Below are 22,619 nucleotides of genomic sequence, written 5' to 3'. Positions count from 1 at the left end.
CCTCTCTCGGGCAGCCTCGGACCTGATCTTTCCCGGCCCCTCTCTCCCTCTCGAATCTGACGCGTCCCGGAAGCTCGGCTTGATTTTGTTCTTGTTATGTTCTATATTCTGAGCCAAGCCAGAAAGGGGGTTCCACCATGGAAATCACCACGCACGCCCTGCCGGCAACGCCCAAGCAGATCGCCTATGCGCGATCGCTCGCGCAGCGCAACCGGACGCTCCTGCCCTGGGAAGTTCAGCAAGACCGGCGATCTTTGAGCGCCTGGATCGAGGCTCAGGCCCGGCTGAAGCCCGTGTCGGACATGGACCAGCTGCCCACCTCCAGGCAAGTGGCCTTCGCTGAGAAGCTCGCCCGGATCAAACGGTGCGCCGTTCCAGACGAATGCTTCCGCGACAAGGGGCTCATGTCGAAGTGGATCGACGGGAATAAGTGAGCACCGCACCGGCTAGTGACGCTCTGTGCGATCGTCCAGCTTTTTGCCACATCATAGTTTGGCAAACCGAGCGCAGCTGCCAACCTGTAGGTTGGCAGACTGGCCCTTCGGGACATCAGCCTCGGTCAAGCTCCTGTCCGAAGGACCAAGGTCTGGTTCCGGCGGCACGCCGGGATGTGCACCGCTGCGACCTTCGGTAACCACCGCAAGTCGTAGCCGTCTCTCAACCCAGCGTCTTCAGATCTCCCTCCCCTTGGGGCTAGTCCCTAAGTTCTTTGGAAATGGTGAGATAGGAGCGTCCATAACGCAGGAAAAGCATTTTCATCAAAGAAAACTGTAGATGTCTCTTTGAAAATCTGTCACTTTAGGTATCATGGACACCGCAAGGTCACAGAATCTGAAGAAAGTGCTCGATGCCGTACCCGCCGGGTATCTGGTCGACGCGGCATGGCTCGTCTCGCAGGGCATCGCCTATGAGAGCTTCCGTGACTATGTGAAACGCGGCTGGCTGGAGCGCATCGCACGCGGTGTCTTCCGCCGACCAGTCCCGAATATGCAGGCGTCCAACAGCATCGACTGGAAGACCTGCATCCTTTCGATGCAACATATCATGGGTCATGATCTGCATGTCGGGAGCACAACGGCACTCGGTGAACAAGGACATGCCCATTACCTCCGCCTGGGGGAAAGCGCTCCAGTCTGGGTCTATGGGGACAAGGTCCCGAACTGGCTGATCAAACTGCCGACGGATGCCCCTTTCAGTATCCGCCCCCGTTCCTTGTTCACCGATCCGAAGCTGGGCGTGATCGAGGGCAAGAATTCTGGCCTGCCATGGGACTGGGGTCTGACGATGTCGACGCCGGAGCGCGCAATCCTGGAAGCCATGGACGAGTTGCCCCACCATGAGAGTTTCCACACGCTCGACATGGTCTTCGAGAGCCTGACAACCCTGCGCCCAAGGCTGATTTCCGACCTCCTGCAAGCGTGCCAGAAGATCAAGGTCAAGCGCCTGTTCTTCGTCTTCGCGGACCGCCACGATCATCCCTGGCGCAAACGGATCGACCCGCAGGCATTCGACCTCGGCAGCGGCGACCGGGCTCTGGTCCAGGGCGGCAAGATCCACCCGCGCTATCGGATCATGGTGCCGGAAGAATTCGTGAAACCGGAGGCCGAAAATGGCGCGTGAGACCTATGAAGCCCAGGTTGCGCTCCTGGTGCGCGTCCTGCCCCATGTCGCGGGCGAAAGCGTCTTCGCGCTCAAGGGCGGGACGGCCATCAACCTCTTCTACCGCGACCTGCCTCGGCTGTCGGTCGACATCGACCTGACTTACCTGCCAATCAAGGAACGCGCCGAGAGCCTGGACGAGATCAACGCCGCGATGGATCGCATTGCGGCTTCCATCGAGACCGGAATCCGAGGCGCGAAATCGCAGCGCATCCAAGGGGGCGGCGGCGGAGCCACCCGGCTCCTGGCGCGCCTGGACAATGCCGAGATCAAGATCGAAACCTCGCCCGTGACCCGGGGCGTGGTCCACGACCCGGAAGTCCGGACCGTCTCTGCCGCCGTGGAGGATGCCTATGGCTATGCCGAAATGCAGATCGTCTCGTTCGAGGATCTGTTCGCTGGCAAGCTGCACGCCGCCCTGGACAGGCAGCATCCCCGGGATCTCTACGACGTCACGCTCCTTTACGAAAACGAGGGACTGACGCAGGACCTCTTCCACACCTTCCTGATCTATGTCGCCAGTTCGCCACGACCGGCGCATGAGCTTCTCGATCCGAACCCGATCGATCTCGAGCAACCCTACGCGCGGGAATTCGAAGGCATGACCAGAACACCCGTCCCGCTCGCTACGCTTTTGGCGACGCGCCTCAAGTTGGTCGCCGATCTGCAATCGAGGCTCGATGACAAGGCGAGGCAGTTCCTCCTGACGCTTCAGGACGGCGAGCCTGACTTCGCGGCGATCGACCGTTCGCAGGCCGCTGACCTACCGGCCGTGAAGTGGAAACTTCTCAACCTGAACAAACTGAAGCGCGACAACCCCGAAAAGCACGCAGCGCAGCGCGACGCCTTGTTGAAGCTCCTGGGTTGAGCCACGGCCATCACCGTCGTGAGGGGCGCTTTGCGTTGGCCGTCCTCATCGCGTCGATGGGAGGCGCCGAAGACGGGTGAACTCAGTCGGCGCTTCCAAGCCCTGTGTTTCGCTGAAATGACCGCGTTTTCGCCCGACGAAAGGCAGAGCGCAGTGCTTCGGTCGGCAAAGGCGGCGAGTCCATCGCTTCAAAGAAGTGCGCATGGTCGATCTGCTTGAGATCGGTGCGGTCAGGGCTTTCAATATCAGGCGTTGCCATCCTTATAGGCCTCCGGGGCAATTACGGTTTTGCGGATTAGCTGACAGCCGCAATCGAGTAGTGCGGTGTCCCATCCCAAACAAGATCCCAAGACGCGCCCGGACGAACGTTCTGAATTGCGTGGGGCTCGAAGCAGACCAGGCAATTCCCGCCCGGTGCAGGAGCCCGGACCGAAGGGTAAATCAGGCCCTTGGATCCGCCCCGACGCAGATGCTGTGCCAGGCTTTGGCCCTCGGGATACCCGACAGCCGGATCCGGATGCAGCGCCGGATGACCTGCCTCATCGGTCATGTCGTTGAAGACGCCGATGAAGTCGGCCAGCAATTCCACATAGCGGGCGCTGTCGTGGAAGCTGCCGGTAAAGCCGAGTTCGCGTGTGCGGTGCCAGGCCACTTCGCTGACAGAAACCATCACATCCCATGCGCAGTACCAAGCGCCGCGCTCCTCGGCGTTGAAGCGGTTTCCGCCGGCGCGGGTGTAAGTGAAGGCTGCGTTGACGTGACTGTCCCCATAGATGCGCAGATCGCGGCTACGGCGTTGCCAAGCGAGTTCGCGCGGGTCCAGATGTGGGTTGCGCCCGCGTTCGGCCTGTAGACGTCCACTGGTCAGGCCCTCGATCTCTGCCAAGATCTCCATCTCGTCATCGGTATCGACGAGACCGCGCAGGGATGGCGGCTTGTGGTAGGTGGCAGGCAGGAGACGAACGAGACCGCGATCTGAAACCTCGGTCTGCTTCATGCCCCACCACGCAACGCATCGAGATAGGTCCGCACCGCCATGATCTGCGGCAAGCCCCCATCGATGGCCGTGTCGACAGGACGGTTGCCCCCGAACAGCGGGCCGGTGTTCGGTCGGGTGAACCAGCCTCGCGCCAGCGGCTCGGAGAAATAGAGTTCGAGCGACTTGTAGATGCCGATCACCGCACTGAGCCTCAGCAGCTGGTCCTTGGTCAGTTCCCCCGCAAAGTCAGGCTTCTTGGCGCGCTTCCACGTGCTCTCTGACATGTCGGCAAGGCCAGCCGCTTCCTTGAGACTGAGACCCCAAGCATCGGCCACGCGTGCATAAGCTTTCAACGCGACGGCGTTGATCTGTGCGGGTTCCCGAATTTTCTCTGCAACGTACATGGCGTCCTCCATTGGCTTTAATATAGTCCATATGGACTTACTGTAAAGATCAAATGAACCTTGCGCTTTGATCACTGTTACCCGAACCTCCGCCCTCCTTCCGTGAACGTATACTCGTTGACGATGATCCCCTCCTCGATGGCCTCGTCCGAGGTGAGGTGGTCGTATTCGGCTTCAAGCTGGCGGTAGAGCCAGCGGGCCAGATCGCGCAGCGCCTCGGTCACGAGCTCCTCGGCGTCCTCGGTCGGCGGCTGCCAGGTCGCGCTCTCCCGCGTGATGTCCACCGACATGGTGTATTCATGGTAATAGCGGCCACGGTGGCTGGCCTCCGCGGCGAGCTGGTAGAAATTCCGCCGCTGAATGGCCTGCAGCCGGTCGGCAATTCCATGCAACGTCACATCCGTCGGGGCATAGTCTCGGATGCGCGCGGCAGCGCCCTTGGCGTGGGACCAGTAGCCCTCGAAGCAGGCGCCATCGCCCTGGCTCCAGAAGCCGGAAAACCAGATGCAAGGCTTGGCCCGCGCCCCGCCACCCATCATGCGGACAGGCGTGGTTTTCAGGCGGATGCCGAGGATCTCGCAGACCCGCTCAAAATCCTCATAGACCGCGTCCCACCAATCGTCATGGGGGCCAAGCTCGCGATACCAGCTGCGCGCCTTCTCCTTGGCGGCATCCGAGAGTTCGGGGAACTTGTAGACGGTGGTGCAGATCACCTCAGATGCCGTAATGGGGCGGCCGCCCGACGCTGAAGCGGAACCCGAACTTTTCCCGCTGGGAAATTCGGGCGCTTCGTTGCCTGATTCAGGCTGCCTGTCATTGGGATCAAGAGGGGAATGATCTATGGGTGTTTTCGTTGGCATTGACGTATCTCTCGAAAATTCTGCGGTTTGCGCCGTGGACGAACACGGCAAGCTTGTGAAAGAAACGAAAGTTGCGAGTGACCCTGCGGCATTGAACGCCTGCATCAGGGGCATGCCGGGAGTGGTAGAAGCGATCGGTATTGAAGCCGGACCCTTGTCCCAGTGGCTTCATAAGTCTTTGACCGACCTTGGACTGCCAGTGGTGCTGATGGAGACGCGGCAGGTCAAAGCCGCCTTGAAGGCCGCGCCGGTAAAGACTGATCGCCGCGATGCTGCTGGCCTGGCCCGCTTGCTGCAGATGGGCTGGTTCCGGCCGGTCCATTGCAAGTCGCTTTCCGCGCAGGAACTGAGGGTGCTTCTCGGTGCACGCCGATCGGTGCAAGACGCTGCTATCAACATCGAGATGTCTATTCGGGGCATGCTGCGCAATTTCGGACTCCGACTTGGTCGGATCGGCAAAGTCAGCTTTGAAGACCGGGTTCGCGAATTGACCGAGGGCAACAAGCTCATCCAGCTTTCAATCGAACCGATGCTCAGGGCTCGAGCTGCGTTGCGCAGCGAGCTTGTGCGCCTTGAACGCATGGCACGGGACATCACGCGCGAGGATCCGGTTTGTCGCTTGCTGATGACGATGCCCGGCGTCGGCTCGGTCGTCGCTCTGACAGTCCGTTCCTCCATCGATGACCCCGGCAGGTTCCGGCGGTCGAAAGATGTCGGTCCGGCAATCGGTTTGACCCCTCGTCGCTACCAGTCCGGAGAGACGGACATTGTCGGCGGTATCACCAAAGCCGGCGACCTGGATATGCGGACCGCGCTCTACCAAGCTGCCACAGTGGTGATCCACCGTTCGAAAAAGCCGACTTGGTTGCGCGCATGGGCGGAACGGGTTGTTCGTCGGCGTGGAGCGAAACGGGCAGCGGTCGCGCTGGCCCGCAGGATGGGCGTAATCCTGCATCGCATGTGGGTCGACAACACAGAATTCCAGGCTGCCAGACAGGTTTAAAGCAAGCCAGTCGAGCCGCCGCGAATGAAAACAACAATCTGGCCGACCTGAGAACCGGCCATCGAGGTCCTCACCAGGACGCGGTTTCCGACGACGCCGCCCGATGCCTTGTTGCCGAAGCTTCTGCTCCGAGCACGTATCTCAGATAGGCGCGCGGAAACCGCTACGAACCCGCATCAAGTTGGCGACCACTGCGTCGACCACGGACAGAAGCGCGAACCGGTGTAGGATCATGACCGATGGAACGGCATCGAAAGCGCCAGAGGGGGGGTGCCCGCCAAGCCTTGTACATTCCGTCGAGCCATGCCCTCGAAGCGCTCAGCTTCGAGGCTGCTTTCGTTTGGAAGTTTCCCATTGACAGCACTGGCCCCATTACAGAAGGCATCGATGTCCTCCCCGTTCAATGCGGCGGCCAGCCATTCTTGCGTGCTGGACCAGCCGATGGATTTGCGCGCCCCGAGATCAATGGCATGCGCACCGCCGCCAAAGGCGTCGAGTCGTGGCCGAGAGCAGGTCAGAGAATACTGGAACCCCCAAAGGCCCGTGAGGTCGAGCTCTTCAGCAAGACGCAGGACGAAGCGGATGACCGCTTCGACATCGCCGTGTTCGTCATCATGGATCCAGAGGCTGCTGCCCTCGGGGGCATCCTGGTGCACGAGATCGAAGCCAGCGACATCTGGGGCGTCAGCGTCCTGATCCGCAGCGCGGAGTTCCTGAAACAGCGCGAGCGCGCGGGCGGCCTTGTAGGGGCTGCCGACGTCGATCAGGCATGAGAAATGGGTGAAGTAATCCGCCATGGGGACCTCCTGAATGGGAAAACCCGGCCGGGCGGCCGGGCGTTGTGTTGGAATGAAGGGGTGGTTGGGGGCGATCAGCCGGTGAGACTGTCGCCCGCCGCCTGTCGTGCGGCATGCGCGCAGAGCATCTGCCAGTAGAAACGCTTGCGCGCGGTCCGGAGGCCGCAAACGGCGCGTGTGTCGGGGTGCAGCGCCCGGACCGCCGCGCGAACCACTGCCAGTGGCGAAGCGGTCGACGGCAAGCCAAGACTTAGATAAGTGGGATCGGTCATGTCACGTGACCTCGACCACGGGCGAAGCGAGATGCGGATCGACCTGTGCCTCGATCCGCTCGGCCCGGCCCATCCAAGGCTCGGGCCGGATGGCCTTCACCCAATCGGCGAAGCTCGGGATGAAGCCGAGGTCTTCCTTCACATGCTGCTCACCGACCCAGCGGGTCGGGATGATGCGCCCGGTCGAGAGTGTGAGGGTGCGACCGAAGATCGTCTCGGCCATGAAGATGCCCTCGGCATGGTGGCGCAGGGCCCGGTGCCGAAAATCTGCAGTGATCTCCTTGCTCTGGTCGAACCAGGCATGCACCGCCATGAAATCATCGACCGTGCCGCCCCATTTCTTCACCGAGGAGAGGGCGTGGTGATAGGGATGTGCCATCGCCGCCTCCTCAGAAATCATGGGTGTAGAGTTCGGACGAGGTGAAGCGCTCATTGAACTCGAGGTGGATGCAGCGGGCCGCCGCGTCGAAGCAGAACTCGCCGTAAGCGCCGTCGTTGTTTTCCCAACCGTCATGGGTGTCGGAGAGGAAGTCGTAGGCGAGTTGTTCGACGACATCCTCCAGCGAGAGCTTTCGCATCTCGACCTCAGGATTGTCCCAGGTCAGCGCGGCGTATTCGATCTCGGTCGCGGGGAAATCGACATTGGTCTCGCCGGACCATGCGCCGATGCTTTCGATCTGGCCGCTGTCCCCGGCCCCGTCGAAGGTCACGGTGACATGGGTGATGCCGGCGGCCATAAGACCATCGAAGAGGCGGTCCTTGTTGCCGGGGCGCAAGGCTTCGATGCGGGACGCGCGTTCGGCATGAGCGGCGAAGATCTGGGCCATGTCGACGGTCGTGGGGGCCATCGGCGGCGCGAGGGTGGGTTCAGTCATGTTCATCGGGTGTCTCCGGTAAGGGGAAGGGATCGGAGCCGGGCCGGGCGATCTCTCTCCCCCGGCCAAGCTCCAAATCCCCCTGCCCTTCTCTGTCTCTCGGGCCTCACGCAGCGACCTGCAGCGACCTGGCGGCGAAGGCGCGCCAGAGCGGGTCGACGAGCCGCCCATCCAGAAGATCGGCGCGGTGGCGCAGCCGCTGCGCAAGATCGGGTTCACCCCAGGTCGCCGCGCGGCCCGCCTGCGCGCGCAGCTGGCTCGCCTCGGTCACCACGCCCCGCGCTTCTGTGGCGCTCATCACCGGGTGACACCATGCGACGGCGCAGTCGCTGGCGGCCCCGGCCAGCACAAGGCGCTCGTCGCGGTCGAAGATCGCCAGCAGCTGGGGCGCGGTGTTCGTGGCCATCCCCTCGGCATGGTCGATCGCGCCCAGCATGGCATCGGCCAGCGTCGCAAAGCGCGCGAGAACCAAGGGTGCGGCCCGGCCCGACATCAGATCCGCAGGCGTGCGGCGCGACAGGGTCAGAGCAAAGGGGTGGTTGGGATCAGCATCGCCCACAGCGAAAACCGGCGCGAAGCCTCGCGGGCCGGTGGTCGGGTGGATGGGCAGGGGCAAGTCGAACATAGGAAAATCTCCGACGGCGCGGGAAGCCTCTCTCCCCGCCTCATCCGTCAAAGACAAAACCGCCGCCCTCTTCCTCGAAGGGGCGGCGGCAGGTCTGCTGGGACCATCAGAGCTTGCCGAGGGCCCGCAGGCTCAGCTCTGTTCCGGCACCCACGATGATGTGGTCATGCAGCGTCAGGCCGAGGTACTTGCACCCCTTCTGGATCTCCTTGGTCATGCTGAGATCGGCCTCCGAGGGCGTCGGATCGCCCGAAGGGTGGTTGTGGATCAGGATCAAGGCGCTGGCGTTCAGCATCAGCGCCCGCTTGATCACCTCGCGCGGATAGACGGGCACATGGTCAACCGTGCCGGTCGAGAGAAGCTCATCGGAGATGATGCGGTTCTTGCGGTCGAGGTAGAGCACGTGGAACCGCTCGATTGGGCCGCGAACGGTGAGCGCACAATAGTCCATCAGCGCCTGCCAGCTGCCGATCACCGGGTTCTGACTGAGGTAGCGGCCGAGGATGTCGCGGGCCTCGAGAATGACGGTTTCTTCCTGGGGGGTCATGGGGGTCTCGCTGAATTGCGCATGCCAAAGCTCCCTGCCCTTTCGGGGCGGGGCCAGTGGCATGCGTGTGGAAGAGGAAAGCGCGACCGCCGCCGCGTGCGAGGGCGGTCGCTGTGGCGGGCCCCGGCGTCAGCCGACCCGGTCGAGCAGCTTCTTGGCGCGCCCTTCCATGTCGAGGCGGGCGTCCTGCTGGGTCTTGTCGCGCGCAAGCCGCGTGATGCCCTGCACAAAATCGAAGATGCTCTCGGGCGGGCGGCCTTCCTCCATCAGAACCTTCTCGATGATCTTGCCGGATTCGGCTTTCGAGAAACCGCGCTTGCGCAGGAAATCCGCACGATCTTCGTCGCTGCGCGCCACGATCTGTTGCCGCGCCGCTTTGATGCCGTTCACGAACCCCTGGGGCGAGGAATCGGCGAAGCGCGTCAACGCGGGCGCCGCCTCATGTGCGAAGCGCGACGCGGCGTATTTCGAGTGGCGGATCTTGATCTCCTGGAAATCCTCGACGCCCCACAGGTTCCGGTTCTGGCACACCGCCCGCAAGTAGAAGCTCGCCATGCCGAGGGTCTTTGCCCCCACCTCGGAGTTCCAGCAGTAGAAGCCCCGGAAATAGAGATCGGGGGAGCCGTCGGGCAACTTGCCTGCTTCGATCGGATTGCGGTCGTCGACCAGGAACAGGAAGACGTCGCGGTCCGAGGCGTAGAGCGTGGTCGTGTCGCGGCTGATTTCGACATCGGGGTTGTAGACCCCGGTCGACCAATCCAGCACACCCGGCACCTTCCAACGCGTATCGCCCGTACCATTGCCCGCGATGCGCTGAACCGCCTCGACAAGCTCGAAGTCATGGATGCGGCCGTAGTCGGGACCGGTCACGGCGCGCAGTTCCGTGCGGCCATCCTCGGTCTCGAAGGTCTTCACCTGCTCGGCGCGGTGGTTGGTCAAACCGTATTGCAGGTTGATCCCCGCCAGAGGAGCAGGCAGCTGCCGCAGGTAGGAGGCCGGAGCGCCGACAATGCTGGCGAGCTGGCCGAAGGCCCAGTGTGTGGGCGCTACGGGTTCCTGCGCTTTCGGCAAGACCAGGTGCAATCGCTCAGCGCTGTCGCGCGTTGCCTCGACACGGATGTCGGCTGTCTGAACCACCCTGCTGCGGCTGCGCTCGGAGCGACCTTTCACATTGGCCCAGAGATCGTCGAGCGACAGATACCGCTCGTCATCGGGCCGGTTGAACCATTCGGACGACACCCGCCTGTTCCGCTCACCCCGGCTCGCGTCCACTTTCCAGCCACCCGCCCGCGTCGGTACGACCGGATCCAGAACTTCCACAACGCCCATCGGCTATCTCCCGCGACGGGCGCCGGAAGCCACTCTCCCAGCCCTCAACCCGTCACCGGGAAACCGGCACTCCTCTCACTCTTCAGCCGGAACGCGAATGGCAGCAACGCGGGACAAAGCGCCATTTTGCTGCGGCTGCGCAAATGGCTGCTTTAGGCCTGGCGCACCAATAGAACATTGCAGCAGGACACGTCGGTTAATCCGTATAGCTTCGGCAGGCATCGACCCCTACGGCTGTCGAGGCAAGTAGTTGATCTGCGTCGCGGATGAGATCAGCGATCCGCCTGTCCGCAAGGCGATACCGGACGAACCGACCTTCGTTCCTGCGACTGACCAGACCGCAATCCAAAAGGCAGCGCAGATGGTTCGAGACATTGGGCTGACCAAGCCCTGTTTGGGTAACGATTTCCTGCACGCTGCGTTCGTCCGACAGTAGCGCATCGAGGATCGCAAGACGGCTAGGGTCGCCGAGACCCCGGAAGAGCTTTGCCCGCGGCTCAAGGGTGTCAGCTGCCGAAAGATCGTCTTGAATGTTTTGCAATGTCATATCATTATCCACTGATACGTTAGCGGCGACTTCTTTCGCACGCTACCTTCAAGAGGATCGCATATGAGCCGAGCAGATAACACCACATTGCCTACAACGTCTTTGCCGATCCGGATGCGGGTGCATGGCATGGACTGCGCCAAGGATGCCGCCGAGATCGAACGGGCCGCTCGGTCTGCGGGCGTGGCTGAAGGCGATGTGAAGGTGTCTGCCGCAACCCATGTCATGACATTGCGGATCGCCGAAGACGACTTGCCGAAAGTGCGTCCAGCACTGGACGCAACCGGCTATGGCTTTGAGCTGATCAAGAGCTGGGATACATCGTCCGATCCGGCTTACAAAGACCCGAGCTATCGCCGCGCGCTCTGGATCGTGGTCCTGCTCAATCTCGGCTACGGGGTGATCGAGATGTTCGGCGGGTTCCTGTCCGGATCGCAAGCTTTGAAAGCAGATGCCCTGGATTTTTTGGGCGACGGCGCAATCACCTTTCTGGGCCTGCTCGCTATCGGTTGGAGTCTGACATGGCGGGCGCGGTCGGCGATGATCCAGGGCGTGTTCTTGGGATTTCTGGGGCTTGGCGTTGTCGGCAGCACAATCTGGCGTGTCCTGAATCAGACGACACCAGAGGCCGGGTTAATGGGAGCCTTCGCCGTGGGCGCGCTGATCGTAAACATTCTTGCGGTGCTGCCGCTGCTAAAACACCGCAAGGGCGACGCCAACATGCGGGCCGTATGGCTGTTCTCCCGGAACGACGCCATCGGCAACCTCGCCGTGGTGATCGCTGCCGGACTGGTCGCCTGGCTCGGCAGTGCCTGGCCTGACCTCATCGTTGCTTTCGCCATCGCAGGGCTGTTCCTGCATTCGTCATGGATGATCATCCGGGATGCGCGGAGTGATCTGTCAGAAACCGAGTGATCTGGCGGAAAAGCTGACGTGCGAACCGGAAACCGACATTCGCCACTGCGCAGCGAGTCCGGAACTTTGGGCTCGAAGCTGCCTTGCGGCAGTGCAGCGGGCCCGGCGGTTTTCCCGCCGGGCCCGAGGAGGGACCCCGTTCCTCAGAACGGGATCTCGTCGTCGCGGTCGACCAGCTCGGGGTTTTCGTTCTCGGCCGACTTCGGGCGGCTCAGGAAGTCGACCTTCTCGGCGATGATCTCGCAGCCGTAGCGGTCGTTCCCCATGCTGTCGATCCACTTGGTGTAGTGGATGCGGCCGTGGACGAGGACCTTCATGCCCTTTTCGCAGTGCTCCGCGACCGTCTTGCCGAGACCGTTGAAGCAGGTGATGCGGTGCCATTCGGTGTCCATGACCCGGTAGCCGTTCTCGTCGCGCAGGACGCGACCTTCCGAGAGGCGGGGGCGGGAGGTGGCGAGGCTGAAGTTGGTGATCTTGGTGCCGCCCTGGGTGGTGCGGGCTTCGGGGTTCTGACCGATGTTGCCAGCGAGGATGACGATGTTCTGCATGGTAAGCTTCCTTCTGTGTCCTGTCTTCGGGACCGTCCCTTCGACAAGACCCGGAAAAAGCCCGTCGGGTGACGCGTGCACGGTGGACGGAACGGACGCCGGAAACCCCCAGAGGACCGGGGTGGAGCGGGCAGCCCCAAAGGGGCAACACGGCCCGGACTGACGCGGGGTTGCATGCAGGCAAGCGAACGGGATTAGGGGATTGTCAGTCGAAGGGATGGCCCAGGAGACAGAGATGCGCGGGGAGCCCAAGCCAGAACTTGGCACCCTGCCGATCGGGACTGCCCGACCCCCAGTTCAGCACCTCCCTGGCGGCGAAAACGGCGATCACCAGCCTCTGCCGCCCCTGCCCTAGCCTTCCGGGAGTTGCAGCGCCCTGCATCGACGGGCTATCGATACCGGAGCATACAGGACGCGGACCGCATCAATGGCTGATTACGATCTCGAGGCACTGTCGCTCAGCGATCTGAAGAAAATCTAGAAGGACGTCGCCAAGGCGATTTCCACATTCGAGGATCGGCAGAAGGCGGAAGCCCGCGCCAAGGTGGAAGCGCTCGCAAGGGATCTGGGCTACTCCCTGGCCGAACTTGTCGGCACCGAGACGAAAACCGCCCGTGCGCCTGTCGCGGCGAAATACCGGCACCCTGAGAACCCTGCGCTCACCTGGTCCGGTCGCGGTCGCAAACCGCAGTGGTTCGTGGAGGCGTTGGCTGCTGGGAAAACGGCTGAGAACTTAGCGATCAGTTGAATGGTCGTACCGACGCGCTACCCACCACAACAGATGGCTGGTTATCCCGGGTGGTCGTCTGCTCCCACTTTATTCATGTGCAGAGAGCAGATCAGGATGCTAACATTTCCACACGGCGTTAGGGCAGTAACAAAGCGGAGATATCACTTCATGCCTCTGTGCACATGCGGATGCGGCGAACAGACCAAGGGTGGAAAGTGGCTGCCGGGACATGATCAAAAGCTAAGATCCGCTATCGAAAACGCGGTAGGTGGGTTGGAAAGCCTTCGGGCTCTAGCTGAAAAACAGCTTGGGCACGAAATCAAAGTGAAGAAGTGACTCAAATGAAGCCCTATACGCGTTCCATTATCGAACTTTTTGACGGCAAGAAACGTTTCCTCATTCCTCTATACCAGCGCCAATACGCTTGGAATGTTAATCCTCAGCTTGAATTGCTGTGGGAGGACATCGAAAGAGTGGCCAAGCGGATCGATGAGGACCGGATGTCTGTTGTTCCACATTTCATGGGTGCTATGGTCATCGCCCAAATAAAGACATTTGGAAAGCAAGTCCAAGCCTTCGAAATCATCGACGGCCAGCAACGGCTTACCACCTTTTCGATCTTCTTGGCGTCGCTGCGTGATGTCGCCGTTGAAGGCAAGTCCAAGTATGCCACCGAGCTACAAAAGTATCTCATCAACGACGGGGTAATGGAGCATCCGGAGATCGAACGATATAAGCTCTGGCCCTCGCTGACGGATAGAGGGACATTCATTGCAATAATCGATCCAGAAGCTGATTTGGATGGGATTGTTCCTAAGCAGCACGATGATGGGTTCGTGAAGAAAGCTACCCTCGCGCATGAGTACCTTAAAGACGTAATTCGGAAGCACGTCTTTCTTGACGGTTCGTTCGATGAACATCGCTTCGAGACAATCTTTGAAGCCTTGAAAGAAGGCTTGGCAATTGTGTCTATCGAATTGGAAGGCGGTGACGACCCCCAGACTATTTTCGAAACCCTGAACAGCCGTGGTGTGGACCTGTCGCCAGGCGATCTGATGCGCAATTTCATCTTTCAGCGTGCAAAGGGCATGGGACAAGTCGGCGGTTCACTGAACGTTGACAAGCTCTATGAAAAGCACTGGTTTCCACTGGACCGGCCATTCTGGTCCCAGACCGCTTCTCGTGGGCGCCAGACCAGATCGAGGCTGGACTGGCTCTTGACAGACCATCTCTCTATGAATGTCGGCAACATCATTTCCATTGAAAACCTTTATGACAACTATCGTCGGTGGATCTTGAACGAGCGCCCATTCGCAAGTGTGGTGCCAGAACTAGAAGCAATCACTTCGTCAGCGTTCGTCGAAGAGCGACTTTTTGAACAAGACAAGAATGATGCGCTTGGGGACTTTGGGCGCTTTGCGAACGCTTTCGACGTATCTACTGCTATGCCACTGGTTCTCTACCTGGCGACCGAAGCAAATCTTGGCGGTCAGTTGAAGGACGCACTCTCTATCCTAAAGAGTTACATCTTGCGGCGAGATACCTGCGGTCTGACCACAAAGAACTATAATAAGCATTTCGTCGGCCTCATCCCCAAGATGCGAGAAGCAACAATCGACCAAGTAGACTTCCTACGTGAAAGTCTCTCGGAACGGAGTAGCGATATCGACCGCTGGCCTGATGACCAGGAGTGGAAGACAGCATGGATGAGTCGAGACCAATACGGAACAGCACGCCAACCCCGTCTGAACTACCTCTTTGAGGTAATCGAAAAGGCACTGCGAAGCGAGCGTAACGAGGACATCGACATAAAGTCTGCACTGACCATCGAGCATATCATGCCCCAGAAGTGGCAGGGAAACTGGGTTATTCCTGGCTATGAAGATGTCGACGTTGATGAAGCTGATCCTGACTACCGTAATAAGATGTTCACACGGAACCGAGTCGTAAACACGTTTGGCAATTTGACATTGCTTACACAAAAGCTGAACTCCAGTGTTTCGAACGGTCCCTACAAGGTTAAAATGCCTGCGATCAGAGCGCATTCCAGTCTCGCTTTGAACAGAGATTTGAATGCCTGGAATCATTGGGACGAAGACACCATCCGGCAGCGTGGAGAGATGCTTTTTAAGGAAGCCCAAAAAATCTGGTTGGCGCCTCAACGCAAGGATGGCTTCGTAAAGACATCCGAAGGCTTAGCAGGTATGACCACAGAAGTGCGAAAGGGTTTTCCAAAAGACGGCACAAAGTGCGATTTCACTTATGGAGAAACGATTTATAGAGGTGAGATCGTTTCCGGTTCAATTGTTTTGGCTGGAGTTGCAGAGCAGTTTGGAAGCTTTTCCGCTGCCTCCAAACATATCACAAAGACGAGCCGAAATGGCTGGAATGATTGGTATCTCGACTTGCCAAACGGCCAACGGATGCTGGCTGATCACTGGCGGAAATCCTCAGAAGCTTAGTGACCACCGAGGATTGCGGCAATCCGCCAAACGCGCAGGAGCCACAGGCTGAGTTAAGCTTGTGCGCAACGCTACAAACAGTCGAGTTGACGGTCATGCAGTCGCCAATAGGCCCGGGGGCGCACCCGCCCGGGCCCCCGGGAAGTGAGGCCGAAGCCTCACCCAAAGGGATCGTGCTCTCCCACGATCACGACTTCGTCGCCGTCGATTTCATCGGCGGGGACGGCGCCGAAGGTTCCATCCCCTGCCTGGAAGACGACGATCGAGACCATGAGCGTGGCAGCGAGGGAGGCGGCGAAGGCGTGTGCATCTTTGCGGGACATCTGTTTGGCTCCTGTCTTGGAGGCGGGGGACCATCCCCCGCGCGACAGGACCCCGCAGGCCCGAAGACTGGCTGACATCACCGGGTGCGTTCGGCTCGTCCGAATCCACGCGGCGGCACGGGCTCGCCCGTAGTCCGACCCCTCGCGGGTTGATCTCGAAGACAGGATTCGGGGCAAGGAAGGGAATGGCGAGCGGGGGATGGTGCCCCAACGTCAGGAGCCGGTTGTCCCGCTGATGCTTGGAACGCCGCGAGCCTCCCGGGGCAGGCTCTTGGTTGAAGACCGCCATCTTGGGGGATGGAACCTTCGGCGCCCCGCGACATCGCGGGACGATAGTGTGATCGGTGAGGGGCTCGCCCGTCGGCAGGCCCCTCACGCCTTGTCAGGGCTCAGGCGGCCAGATCCGCGCCCCCTGCCCTCTCGCCGACCTCGGCACCGACGAAATCGAGCCTCGCGTTGCGATAGCCTTCCCGTGCGATCCAGAGCTCGGCCGCGTTGACGGATTCCGCCAGATGCAGCAACTCGGTGTTGCCCCCGAAGTCCAGTAGCACGCGGACCTGCCCGGGCTTCGGCTCCTCGGCGACCTCGAATACCAACCGGCTGTCCGCCGAGTGACTGCGCATGATGGTGACGAGGATGACCCCGTCCGAAGAGAAGTTGCCCTCATGCAGCGTGAAGGAGGCCGGAGCGGTCCAGGTCGGGTACGGCCGGGGCGGCTCCTTCTTCACGAGACGGCCCACGCCGTTCGAGCGCTCCCAGGCGGCAAGCTTCTTAGTGAAACGTGCCGGCGGCTTGGGACTGCCATCGGTGTAACGGATCAGCGCCCCAAGGGGGGCTTTGTCGATGATGGTTGTTGCAGACATGATTCCTCATCCCGAATGCGAGCGTTCGCATTCATCATATTGATATTACTTTGTTTTGTGAGAGAAGGGGGCGGGTTCCCCCGCCCCCCCCGGATGGCTCAGATCACTCCGCCGCCATCATCGACGCGGCGCTGTCCGGCAGATCGGCAGTCAGGAAGGCCGGGAGATCGATGTCGTCGGGCTCACCCGCGTCCTGCCCCTGCCCTTCCGCGATCGCCTCACCATCGCGTGCCGCCAGATCGGCTCGGCGCAGGACCTCGGGCAACCAGCCACTGCCTTTGAGAAGCCGCTCGGCTTCCGTGGCCATCTCGCCCTTCTTCAGGTGATCGAGAAGCTGCGCGGTCCCTTCCCCCTTCGCCTCGCGCACGGCCTCGAGGATCCGGGCTTTGGGCACACGGTTGAGGTAGCCATCGACTGTCGGCTCCCACCCCGCTTCGACCATGTCGAGATCGACGGCACGCGCCACCAGATCGGCATGGGCCATGCGGCGGGTCAGGCCGGTGGCTGAGATTCCCGCCCCATAGGGGTTCACCTTCTCATGGAGCGCGTTGATGCCGAAGCTGAGGCAATGCGCCAGGAGCGCCAGACGGCTGCCATGGTCGAGCACGGTCAGATAGTCCCAGAGCGCGGCATCGTCACCGAGGGGCAGATCAGACTCCCAGGCAGCGTGACGCTCATCGACCAGCTTTGCGACGACGCTGTCCTTGAGATTGGGCGCCTGCGCCGACATGTAGACATGACGCACGGAGGCTTCGAGACAGCTGCCCGAGGCTGAGGAGGTGTGGAAGGTATCCGTCACCAGCTTCAGGAGCAGAAGCGTCAGCGCTACGTCCGGCGAACGCCCGATGGCCTCGCGTAGCGCGAGGGTCCGGTGGGCCGTCAGTTCCATGACCAGCCGTTCGGGCAACGGCTTCAGCGCGCCGTCATCTTCCTCGTCGGACGGATCAGCACCGATCGGCTGACCTCCCAAGGTGATGACGGTACCCCGAGCGGAGGCTGCAGAGGGCGTCCAGCCAGAACCCCCGACGTGCTCCCCCTGCGCCATAGCATCCACGGCACCATCCTCCTGGACCGCGGTCTCCTCGCGCGGCTCGTCCTCGGGCCGGACATAGCCGCGATAGATCGCAAGGCGGCCGTCCCGATCCAGCGTGACGAAGGCGCCGGCGCGCCCGACCTCGGCCGGATCGTAGATCAAGGGCCGCTGCTCAAGCGATTCCATCGCCGTTTCGAGCTGGCCCAGCCGAGCGTCGATCTCCTCGGGGTATTCGTCTTCGCCGGAATACTCTTCCTCCAGCGCGTGGTACTCGGCGAGGAGCACAGCGTGGGCCGCGCTTTCCTCCTCGGTCATTGGCGCAGGATTACCGGCCACGCGCCGCAGGCCGTGGCTGTAACCATAGGGCAGGTCGGTCGCGACCTCGATCCACTTCCAGCCCTCGGACGCGAGTGCCTCGGCCTCAGCCTGAAGCTTATCGGCGACCAGTCGGTCGAGGAGGGCAGGGTCCTCGAGCCAGCCACCATCGTCACCTTGGAAGAGATCGCGCAGCACGACACCGCCCGCGGCCTCATAGGCATCGACACCGACGAAGACCGCACGACGATCCGAGGCCCGGACCGAGGTTTCCGTCAGCATGCGCCGGATGGCGTAGGGCTCCTTGTTCCAGGAGTTCTTCACCGCATCCCAGACCTGCACCTGACGGTCATGATCGGGGTTAACTGTGAAGGCCATCAGCTGTTCCAGCGTCATCCCATCCTCGGCGTAGACCGCGAGCAGGGCAGGGGCCATGGAGGCGAGCTTCAGGCGCTGCTTGACGATCTGAGGCGTGACGAAGAAGGCTGCCGCGATCGCTTCTTCGCCCTGACCCTTTTCGCGCAGGGCTGCGAACGCACGGAACTGATCGAGCGGATGCAGGGCAACGCGCTGCATATTCTCCGCCAGCGAGTCGTCCTCGGCGAGGATCTCCGACGCAGCATCCCGCACGATGCAAGGGATCGGCGCCGACTTGGCCAGCCGCTTCTGCTTCACCAGTAGCGACAGTGCCTGGAAGCGGCGACCACCGGCCGGGATCTCGAACATGTCGGTTTCGACCCCTTCAGCATCGACCACGGGCCGGACGTTCAAGCCCTGCAGCAGGCCGCGCCGCGCGATATCCTCGGCCAGTTCCTCGATCGAGACGCCTGCCTTGATACGCCGTACGTTAGACTGGCTCAGCACGAGCTTGTCGAAGGGGATGTCCCGCGAGGGGGACAGCGTGATTTTCTGAGCTGCTTTCGCCATCAGATCTTCTCCACAACGGTCGCCGGAAGCCACTCTCCCGATCTCACTTCCCGTCACCCTTCAAACCCCCAACCTTTCCCTCTCTACGTTCAACGTCGCGCGACCCGTCCGACAGTTCACAGCTGTGAACTGTCTCGAGCGTGACAAGAGTTCACAGCTGTGAACATCATGCCGCGGTTCGTCGCGACATCAGTGCCATGACCATCGGCCCGCAGGAGAACTCGCCCGCAGCCGCCTTCGATGTCAGCGCACGGAGGTATCCGCCGGGCGATCTAATGTCAGCAAAGCGTTCCAGCATGGCGACAACAACGATCGAGGCCTGTTCGGGGCCCATGAACCGTTGCGCTTCTTCCCAAGCGGACGCACTGATGCCCATGGCGGGCCGTACATGGCAAGCCGCGTCGAAAAGCTGATGCCAGTGGCGGATATCGCCCTGGTAGAAGGTTTTGAGCGACGGGCAGCCCGCGATCACCAGATGAAGCGGGATCTTTGGCACGCGTCTTGTGTCTGCTTCTTCCAGGTCAGCAAATGGCGCATCCGTTTCAACATCTGGCGCGCCGGCCGCCGCCCCGCCTTTTTCTAAGGCAGGTTCAAGATCTATGGATTCTTTATTTGAATTATGATGGTGACGCTCAAAACTGGCACCATTGGTGTTCATTTCTTCTGTTTCAGGACCGTCAATGACGTTGCGAGCATGGTCGAGAAGGGCCTCGAGGTCTGCTCGGTATGCCGAAAGCTCCTCGATCGCGAGCTTGCGGCGGAGGGCGCGGGCAATGAGGGCCGCCTTGTCGCGTAGCTGATCCCAGAGGCCAAGGCCTGGCTGGATATCCTCTCCAAACTCCGCAAGAGCAGCGAGATCGCGCCGCATGAGGCTCACGACCTCGCGCAGTCGCCGCACACGGCCCTCTACCTCACGCACGGCCTCTGCGGCCCGTGCCACCTCTTCGGACCGGCAGTAGAGTGGCGAGAGATCAAAGCCGAAAGCCACGCGCCCATCGCCATGCTTGCGGACATACCTCTTCCCGTTGGGGCTATCGCGACGCATCAGCAAGCCTGCCTCGACCAGGCGGGCCAGGTGACGGCGCATCGTGGAGCAGGGCATGCCATTCAGCCGCTCGCAGATCGCCTTGTTGGACGGGAAGACGACCATCTCGGCGTTCCCGCCAAGCGCATCATCGGGAAAGAAGCTGAGAAGCCCCTGCAGGACGGTCAGATCGCGCTCGGTAACCCCAAAGGCGGCCTGCGCCTTCGAAAGCTCGCGAAGGAGCTCCCACTTGTTGACAGGCTTGCCTGGAACAGACGCCTCAGGCCGCTCGACCACGCGCAGATGGGCGTGCGAGATCGGCCGCATAAACGGCGAAATCGGTGTGTACTCCATGATGTCAGTTCACGAAGGCAAAGAAAGACTGCGCCGCGAATCACATATGACTTGCGGTTTGCGCGCTGGCCCACTACCTTGAAGGTGCGAAGATCAAAGTTGGGGTCTCGTGGAGCGCAAGCTTTGCGGGACCTTTTCTTTAGCCTGTACCGTGCCTCCTTCTTGTTGCTGCTCTACCTCTCTTCATGTCTCGCGTTTCCAGCGATCATGAAGCTCTTCGAGGACGTCCTGCGCACGGGCGTCGAGCCACTGTGCAAAGGCATCGTCCACATCCGTTAGGTCCAGCCTGACTGCCCGAGCCGACCTCTTGATGGCTCCCACAGGTGCGCCATCGATCAAAAGGGGCGTCGCTTTTGGTCTCGGCCTCCTGTCAAGAGAAGGACCACTGGTCCTCCTCACATGACGGACAACGGCCTCAAATGCCGCGACCGAAGGATCAACCTGGGGCTCCTCGTCGGCCGGTACGCCTGCGGCTGCTTTGCCACGGGCATCAATCGCAACCCGGCACAGCTCGTCCATGCCCATGCCGGCGTTGGAGAGTTCCTTCGCCAAGGATTCCCATCTGGGGCGCCCGATTCCATGAGCCGGTCCGATCGCATGGGCCAAGGCAGTCCCGATCGCCTTGGCAACCGAGATCGACATCGAAACCGCAGAACGGGTCACGTTCAGCACTTCGGCAATCTGAGCCTGCGAACCAAAGCCGTTGTCGAGCAGCTCCTGGGCAAAGAGGGAGCGTTCGATGTAACTGAGGTCGCGCCGTCCGGTGTTCTCGGAAACCTGGGCGCGCAACGCGGCCGTATCGTCCAGGTTCGCGATAAGCGCTCGAACCTTCTTGACCTTGTCGGAGGCACGAATGGCCTCAAGACGTCGGCGTCCATAGACAAGGAGATAGCGATTGGTCTCGGTCGGGTGGCGCCTTACGAGAATGGGGACGGTCTGGCCGTTCTGCTCTATCGAGGCGCGTAGATCATGCACATCCTTGGGGTCGAGGCGATCTGAATACCTTTCGTCCTCGATCTCAACCGGATCGAGTTCCCAGACATGGTGAGCATCCACGGCATCGCGCGCAGAGCGGAGCGCCCGATTACTTGACATCATGCTGCCCGGGGGAGGGGGCGTGCCCGCCGCCGCCAAACTGTCGAGCATGGACATGCGCTTTTTCTTGCTGTCGGTCATCAGCGCCCCCACGTCTTCTGGATGAGCTGGGCGATCTCATCGTTGACGGCATTCAGGCTTTCGATTGCCCGGTCATAGGTAGTCCGGGTGAAGGCGCTCCGCTCGACTTCGTACAGGGTCTGCTTCGTCAGGCCGGCATCCGAGATGGCCGTCGACTTGAGCATCGGAGCGTTTAATACCTTGTCTCCGTACATCGTCCGCAGGAAGGCGACGATGCGGTTCTGTGGCGCGTCCGTCGGCTCATAGCGGGTCAACAGATAGCGCATCCAGTCATGCGACATGTCGGCTCCACTGTCGGCGATGACATCCATGAGGTCGGCTGTCATCCTGAGGAACTGGCTCATCGACATCACGTCGAGCATCTCGGGATGGATCGTCACAAGAACGCCTGTCGCGGCCGACAGTGCGGACATAGTCAAGAACCCAAGTTGCGGAGGACAGTCGATGACGACGACGTCATACCGATCATCGACCTGTGCCAGCGCCTCCTTCACACGGAAGAAGAACAAGCCCGCGTTGCCACGAGAAAGAGCCCGGGGCGTTTCGTGCTCGAACTCCATGAGTTCGAGGTTTCCAGGAATCAGATCCAAGTTTGGTATGTAGGTCTTGCGGATGACCTCTGCGATCGGAACCGGGTCTTCGTAGCGGATCGCATCGTAGAGTGTGCCACCATCACGCAGGTCGAATTCTGGCTGAACCCCGTGCAAGGCCGTAAGCGAAGCCTGCGGATCAAGGTCGATTGCCAGGACACGGTACCCCTTGAGGGCCAACCGCTGCGCAAGATGCGCCGAGGAGGTTGTCTTGCCGCTGCCACCCTTGAAGTTCATCACGCCGATGATCTGAAGATGATCCCCAGCGCGGCGACCAGGCAGATAGTCTCCCGGCTTGCGAGCCGTTTTCTCCAACAGGATCCGCAAGTTATGGATATCTTCGGCCGAGTAATGCCGCCGGTTCCCCGATGAGACCTCTGGCGACGGCCCCTTGCCATCAAGGTGAAGTTTCCTGAGGTATGAGTCGTTGACGCCCAGCAGTGCAGCAGCTTCCCCAGAGGTGAATTTGCGCATAGTCTTCGAAGCGTCGGGCGGGAACAGGCTCTCACGTTGCGAATGCAATTGCGCCGCCAACAACTCGGAGTGCTGGCGGATCACAGCGTTCAGGTCTTCTGGTGTATCGGCTCTGCTCAT

Annotated in this window: 24 protein-coding genes and 2 pseudogenes; 7 read left to right on the top strand and 19 right to left on the bottom strand. The window is 61.1% G+C overall.

Going from position 1 to position 22,619, the window contains the following annotated elements; all coding sequences use genetic code 11:
• The first annotated feature begins 137 nt into the window (after positions 1-137).
• From Mame_RS24575 to Mame_RS24565, 3 genes are all read left to right on the top strand, one after another.
• Positions 138-434 carry a hypothetical protein gene (locus Mame_RS24575; protein ID WP_018065918.1) on the top strand — a complete coding sequence of 99 codons (297 nt, stop codon included), beginning with the start codon at positions 138-140 and terminating at the stop codon, positions 432-434.
• A 373-nt stretch (positions 435-807) separates the two neighbouring features.
• Positions 808-1,620 (top strand): type IV toxin-antitoxin system AbiEi family antitoxin domain-containing protein, encoded by an 813-nt coding sequence (locus Mame_RS24570; protein ID WP_018065917.1) that lies wholly within the window; start codon positions 808-810, stop codon positions 1,618-1,620.
• Positions 1,610-2,527 carry a nucleotidyl transferase AbiEii/AbiGii toxin family protein gene (locus Mame_RS24565; RefSeq protein ID WP_018065916.1) on the top strand — a complete coding sequence of 306 codons (918 nt, stop codon included), beginning with the start codon at positions 1,610-1,612 and terminating at the stop codon, positions 2,525-2,527. The genes Mame_RS24570 and Mame_RS24565 overlap by 11 nt, the downstream gene beginning before the upstream one ends.
• A gap of 82 nt (positions 2,528-2,609) precedes the next feature.
• On the opposite strand, the gene Mame_RS26915 is transcribed toward Mame_RS24565, so the two are convergent.
• The 4 genes from Mame_RS26915 to Mame_RS24550 all read right to left on the bottom strand — a co-directional run bounded on the left by Mame_RS26915 (position 2,610) and on the right by Mame_RS24550 (position 4,623).
• A complete protein-coding gene (locus tag Mame_RS26915) occupies positions 2,610-2,786 on the bottom strand; it encodes a type II toxin-antitoxin system TacA family antitoxin (RefSeq protein WP_018065915.1) in 177 nt (58 codons plus the stop codon).
• Positions 2,787-2,822: 36 nt separating this feature from the next.
• Positions 2,823-3,524, bottom strand: a complete 702-nt coding sequence (locus tag Mame_RS24560) for an RES family NAD+ phosphorylase (RefSeq protein WP_018065914.1) — start codon at positions 3,522-3,524, stop codon at positions 2,823-2,825.
• Positions 3,521-3,922 (bottom strand): MbcA/ParS/Xre antitoxin family protein, encoded by a 402-nt coding sequence (locus tag Mame_RS24555; RefSeq protein ID WP_026173660.1) that lies wholly within the window; start codon positions 3,920-3,922, stop codon positions 3,521-3,523. Before Mame_RS24555 ends, Mame_RS24560 begins: the two co-directional genes overlap by 4 nt.
• A 65-nt stretch (positions 3,923-3,987) precedes the next feature.
• The gene (locus Mame_RS24550; RefSeq protein WP_018065912.1) at positions 3,988-4,623 is read right to left on the bottom strand and encodes a hypothetical protein; all 636 of its coding nucleotides are present in this window, start codon (positions 4,621-4,623) and stop codon (positions 3,988-3,990) included.
• A gap of 127 nt (positions 4,624-4,750) precedes the next feature.
• On the opposite strand from Mame_RS24550, the gene Mame_RS24545 reads away from it, so the two are divergent.
• Positions 4,751-5,773: an IS110 family RNA-guided transposase gene (locus tag Mame_RS24545; RefSeq protein ID WP_018065911.1), complete on the top strand. Its 1,023-nt coding sequence runs from the start codon at positions 4,751-4,753 to the stop codon at positions 5,771-5,773.
• A gap of 380 nt (positions 5,774-6,153) precedes the next feature.
• Here Mame_RS24545 and Mame_RS24540 read toward each other — a convergent pair.
• The 8 genes and pseudogenes from Mame_RS24540 to Mame_RS24505 all read right to left on the bottom strand — a co-directional run.
• Positions 6,154-6,570: pseudogene (locus Mame_RS24540) on the bottom strand (hypothetical protein); the annotation flags it as partial.
• Positions 6,571-6,644: 74 nt separating this feature from the next.
• The gene (locus Mame_RS24535) at positions 6,645-6,842 is read right to left on the bottom strand and encodes a hypothetical protein (protein WP_079921049.1); all 198 of its coding nucleotides are present in this window, start codon (positions 6,840-6,842) and stop codon (positions 6,645-6,647) included.
• Position 6,843: 1 nt separating this feature from the next.
• Entirely contained in the window at positions 6,844-7,221 is a 378-nt protein-coding gene (locus Mame_RS24530) for a DUF6915 family protein (RefSeq protein WP_018065909.1), read from the bottom strand.
• Positions 7,222-7,231: 10 nt separating this feature from the next.
• Complete coding sequence (locus tag Mame_RS24525; protein ID WP_018065908.1) at positions 7,232-7,723, bottom strand: DUF6878 family protein; 492 nt, start codon at positions 7,721-7,723, stop codon at positions 7,232-7,234.
• 100 nt (positions 7,724-7,823) lie between these two features.
• Positions 7,824-8,342 (bottom strand): hypothetical protein, encoded by a 519-nt coding sequence (locus Mame_RS24520; protein WP_018065907.1) that lies wholly within the window; start codon positions 8,340-8,342, stop codon positions 7,824-7,826.
• Positions 8,343-8,448: 106 nt separating this feature from the next.
• Positions 8,449-8,889, bottom strand: coding sequence for a JAB domain-containing protein (locus tag Mame_RS24515; RefSeq protein ID WP_018065906.1), 441 nt, complete (start codon positions 8,887-8,889; stop codon positions 8,449-8,451).
• A gap of 129 nt (positions 8,890-9,018) precedes the next feature.
• On the bottom strand, positions 9,019-10,218 hold the full coding sequence (locus tag Mame_RS24510; protein ID WP_026173659.1) for a hypothetical protein: 1,200 nt from the start codon (positions 10,216-10,218) through the stop codon (positions 9,019-9,021).
• Positions 10,219-10,414: 196 nt separating this feature from the next.
• Positions 10,415-10,765 (bottom strand): ArsR/SmtB family transcription factor, encoded by a 351-nt coding sequence (locus tag Mame_RS24505; protein WP_014132722.1) that lies wholly within the window; start codon positions 10,763-10,765, stop codon positions 10,415-10,417.
• A 63-nt stretch (positions 10,766-10,828) separates the two neighbouring features.
• On the opposite strand from Mame_RS24505, the gene Mame_RS24500 reads away from it, so the two are divergent.
• Positions 10,829-11,680: a cation diffusion facilitator family transporter gene (locus Mame_RS24500; protein ID WP_026173658.1), complete on the top strand. Its 852-nt coding sequence runs from the start codon at positions 10,829-10,831 to the stop codon at positions 11,678-11,680.
• Positions 11,681-11,823: 143 nt separating this feature from the next.
• Here Mame_RS24500 and Mame_RS24495 read toward each other — a convergent pair whose 3' ends face one another.
• Entirely contained in the window at positions 11,824-12,228 is a 405-nt protein-coding gene (locus Mame_RS24495; protein WP_018065903.1) for a single-stranded DNA-binding protein, read from the bottom strand.
• Positions 12,229-12,655: 427 nt separating this feature from the next.
• Between Mame_RS24495 and Mame_RS24490 the strand changes: the two are divergent.
• A pseudogene (locus Mame_RS24490) lies at positions 12,656-12,976 on the top strand (H-NS histone family protein).
• A 323-nt stretch (positions 12,977-13,299) separates the two neighbouring features.
• Positions 13,300-15,420, top strand: a complete 2,121-nt coding sequence (locus Mame_RS24485; RefSeq protein ID WP_018065900.1) for a DUF262 domain-containing protein — start codon at positions 13,300-13,302, stop codon at positions 15,418-15,420.
• Between the two features lie 158 nt (positions 15,421-15,578).
• Here the strand turns inward: Mame_RS24485 and Mame_RS27085 are convergent, their stop codons facing one another.
• The 6 genes from Mame_RS27085 to repA form a co-directional block, all read right to left on the bottom strand.
• Entirely contained in the window at positions 15,579-15,743 is a 165-nt protein-coding gene (locus Mame_RS27085) for a hypothetical protein (RefSeq protein WP_018065899.1), read from the bottom strand.
• A 389-nt stretch (positions 15,744-16,132) separates the two neighbouring features.
• Positions 16,133-16,606 carry a hypothetical protein gene (locus Mame_RS24480; RefSeq protein WP_018065898.1) on the bottom strand — a complete coding sequence of 158 codons (474 nt, stop codon included), beginning with the start codon at positions 16,604-16,606 and terminating at the stop codon, positions 16,133-16,135.
• A gap of 103 nt (positions 16,607-16,709) precedes the next feature.
• On the bottom strand, positions 16,710-18,881 hold the full coding sequence (locus Mame_RS24475; protein WP_018065897.1) for a ParB/RepB/Spo0J family partition protein: 2,172 nt from the start codon (positions 18,879-18,881) through the stop codon (positions 16,710-16,712).
• A 166-nt stretch (positions 18,882-19,047) separates the two neighbouring features.
• Entirely contained in the window at positions 19,048-20,259 is a 1,212-nt protein-coding gene (repC, locus tag Mame_RS24470; RefSeq protein ID WP_018065896.1) for a plasmid replication protein RepC, read from the bottom strand.
• A 183-nt stretch (positions 20,260-20,442) separates the two neighbouring features.
• Positions 20,443-21,435 (bottom strand): plasmid partitioning protein RepB, encoded by a 993-nt coding sequence (repB, locus tag Mame_RS24465; protein ID WP_018065895.1) that lies wholly within the window; start codon positions 21,433-21,435, stop codon positions 20,443-20,445.
• Positions 21,435-22,619 carry a plasmid partitioning protein RepA gene (gene repA / locus Mame_RS24460; RefSeq protein WP_018065894.1) on the bottom strand — a complete coding sequence of 395 codons (1,185 nt, stop codon included), beginning with the start codon at positions 22,617-22,619 and terminating at the stop codon, positions 21,435-21,437. Before repA ends, repB begins: the two co-directional genes overlap by 1 nt.

Source organism: Martelella mediterranea DSM 17316 (genome assembly GCF_002043005.1).
Classification (GTDB): Bacteria; Pseudomonadota; Alphaproteobacteria; order Rhizobiales; family Rhizobiaceae; genus Martelella; species Martelella mediterranea.
This window is presented reverse-complemented; position numbering and strand designations above follow the sequence as displayed.

Excerpts from the sequence above, each read along its gene's own strand:
- Mame_RS24575 (WP_018065918.1), top strand. The coding sequence starts at position 138 with ATGGAAATCACCACGCACGCCCTGCCGGCAACGCCCAAGCAGATCGCC.
- Mame_RS24570 (WP_018065917.1), top strand. The coding sequence starts at position 808 with ATGGACACCGCAAGGTCACAGAATCTGAAGAAAGTGCTCGATGCCGTA.
- Mame_RS24565 (WP_018065916.1), top strand. The coding sequence starts at position 1,610 with ATGGCGCGTGAGACCTATGAAGCCCAGGTTGCGCTCCTGGTGCGCGTC.
- Mame_RS26915 (WP_018065915.1), bottom strand. The coding sequence starts at position 2,786 with ATGGCAACGCCTGATATTGAAAGCCCTGACCGCACCGATCTCAAGCAG.
- Mame_RS24560 (WP_018065914.1), bottom strand. The coding sequence starts at position 3,524 with ATGAAGCAGACCGAGGTTTCAGATCGCGGTCTCGTTCGTCTCCTGCCT.
- Mame_RS24555 (WP_026173660.1), bottom strand. The coding sequence starts at position 3,922 with ATGGAGGACGCCATGTACGTTGCAGAGAAAATTCGGGAACCCGCACAG.
- Mame_RS24545 (WP_018065911.1), top strand. The coding sequence starts at position 4,751 with ATGGGTGTTTTCGTTGGCATTGACGTATCTCTCGAAAATTCTGCGGTT.
- Mame_RS24535 (WP_079921049.1), bottom strand. The coding sequence starts at position 6,842 with ATGACCGATCCCACTTATCTAAGTCTTGGCTTGCCGTCGACCGCTTCG.
- Mame_RS24530 (WP_018065909.1), bottom strand. The coding sequence starts at position 7,221 with ATGGCACATCCCTATCACCACGCCCTCTCCTCGGTGAAGAAATGGGGC.
- Mame_RS24525 (WP_018065908.1), bottom strand. The coding sequence starts at position 7,723 with ATGAACATGACTGAACCCACCCTCGCGCCGCCGATGGCCCCCACGACC.
- Mame_RS24520 (WP_018065907.1), bottom strand. The coding sequence starts at position 8,342 with ATGTTCGACTTGCCCCTGCCCATCCACCCGACCACCGGCCCGCGAGGC.
- Mame_RS24515 (WP_018065906.1), bottom strand. The coding sequence starts at position 8,889 with ATGACCCCCCAGGAAGAAACCGTCATTCTCGAGGCCCGCGACATCCTC.
- Mame_RS24510 (WP_026173659.1), bottom strand. The coding sequence starts at position 10,218 with ATGGGCGTTGTGGAAGTTCTGGATCCGGTCGTACCGACGCGGGCGGGT.
- Mame_RS24505 (WP_014132722.1), bottom strand. The coding sequence starts at position 10,765 with ATGACATTGCAAAACATTCAAGACGATCTTTCGGCAGCTGACACCCTT.
- Mame_RS24500 (WP_026173658.1), top strand. The coding sequence starts at position 10,829 with ATGAGCCGAGCAGATAACACCACATTGCCTACAACGTCTTTGCCGATC.
- Mame_RS24495 (WP_018065903.1), bottom strand. The coding sequence starts at position 12,228 with ATGCAGAACATCGTCATCCTCGCTGGCAACATCGGTCAGAACCCCGAA.
- Mame_RS24485 (WP_018065900.1), top strand. The coding sequence starts at position 13,300 with ATGAAGCCCTATACGCGTTCCATTATCGAACTTTTTGACGGCAAGAAA.
- Mame_RS27085 (WP_018065899.1), bottom strand. The coding sequence starts at position 15,743 with ATGTCCCGCAAAGATGCACACGCCTTCGCCGCCTCCCTCGCTGCCACG.
- Mame_RS24480 (WP_018065898.1), bottom strand. The coding sequence starts at position 16,606 with ATGTCTGCAACAACCATCATCGACAAAGCCCCCCTTGGGGCGCTGATC.
- Mame_RS24475 (WP_018065897.1), bottom strand. The coding sequence starts at position 18,881 with ATGGCGAAAGCAGCTCAGAAAATCACGCTGTCCCCCTCGCGGGACATC.
- repC (WP_018065896.1), bottom strand. The coding sequence starts at position 20,259 with ATGGAGTACACACCGATTTCGCCGTTTATGCGGCCGATCTCGCACGCC.
- repB (WP_018065895.1), bottom strand. The coding sequence starts at position 21,435 with ATGACCGACAGCAAGAAAAAGCGCATGTCCATGCTCGACAGTTTGGCG.
- repA (WP_018065894.1), bottom strand. The coding sequence starts at position 22,619 with ATGAGCAGAGCCGATACACCAGAAGACCTGAACGCTGTGATCCGCCAG.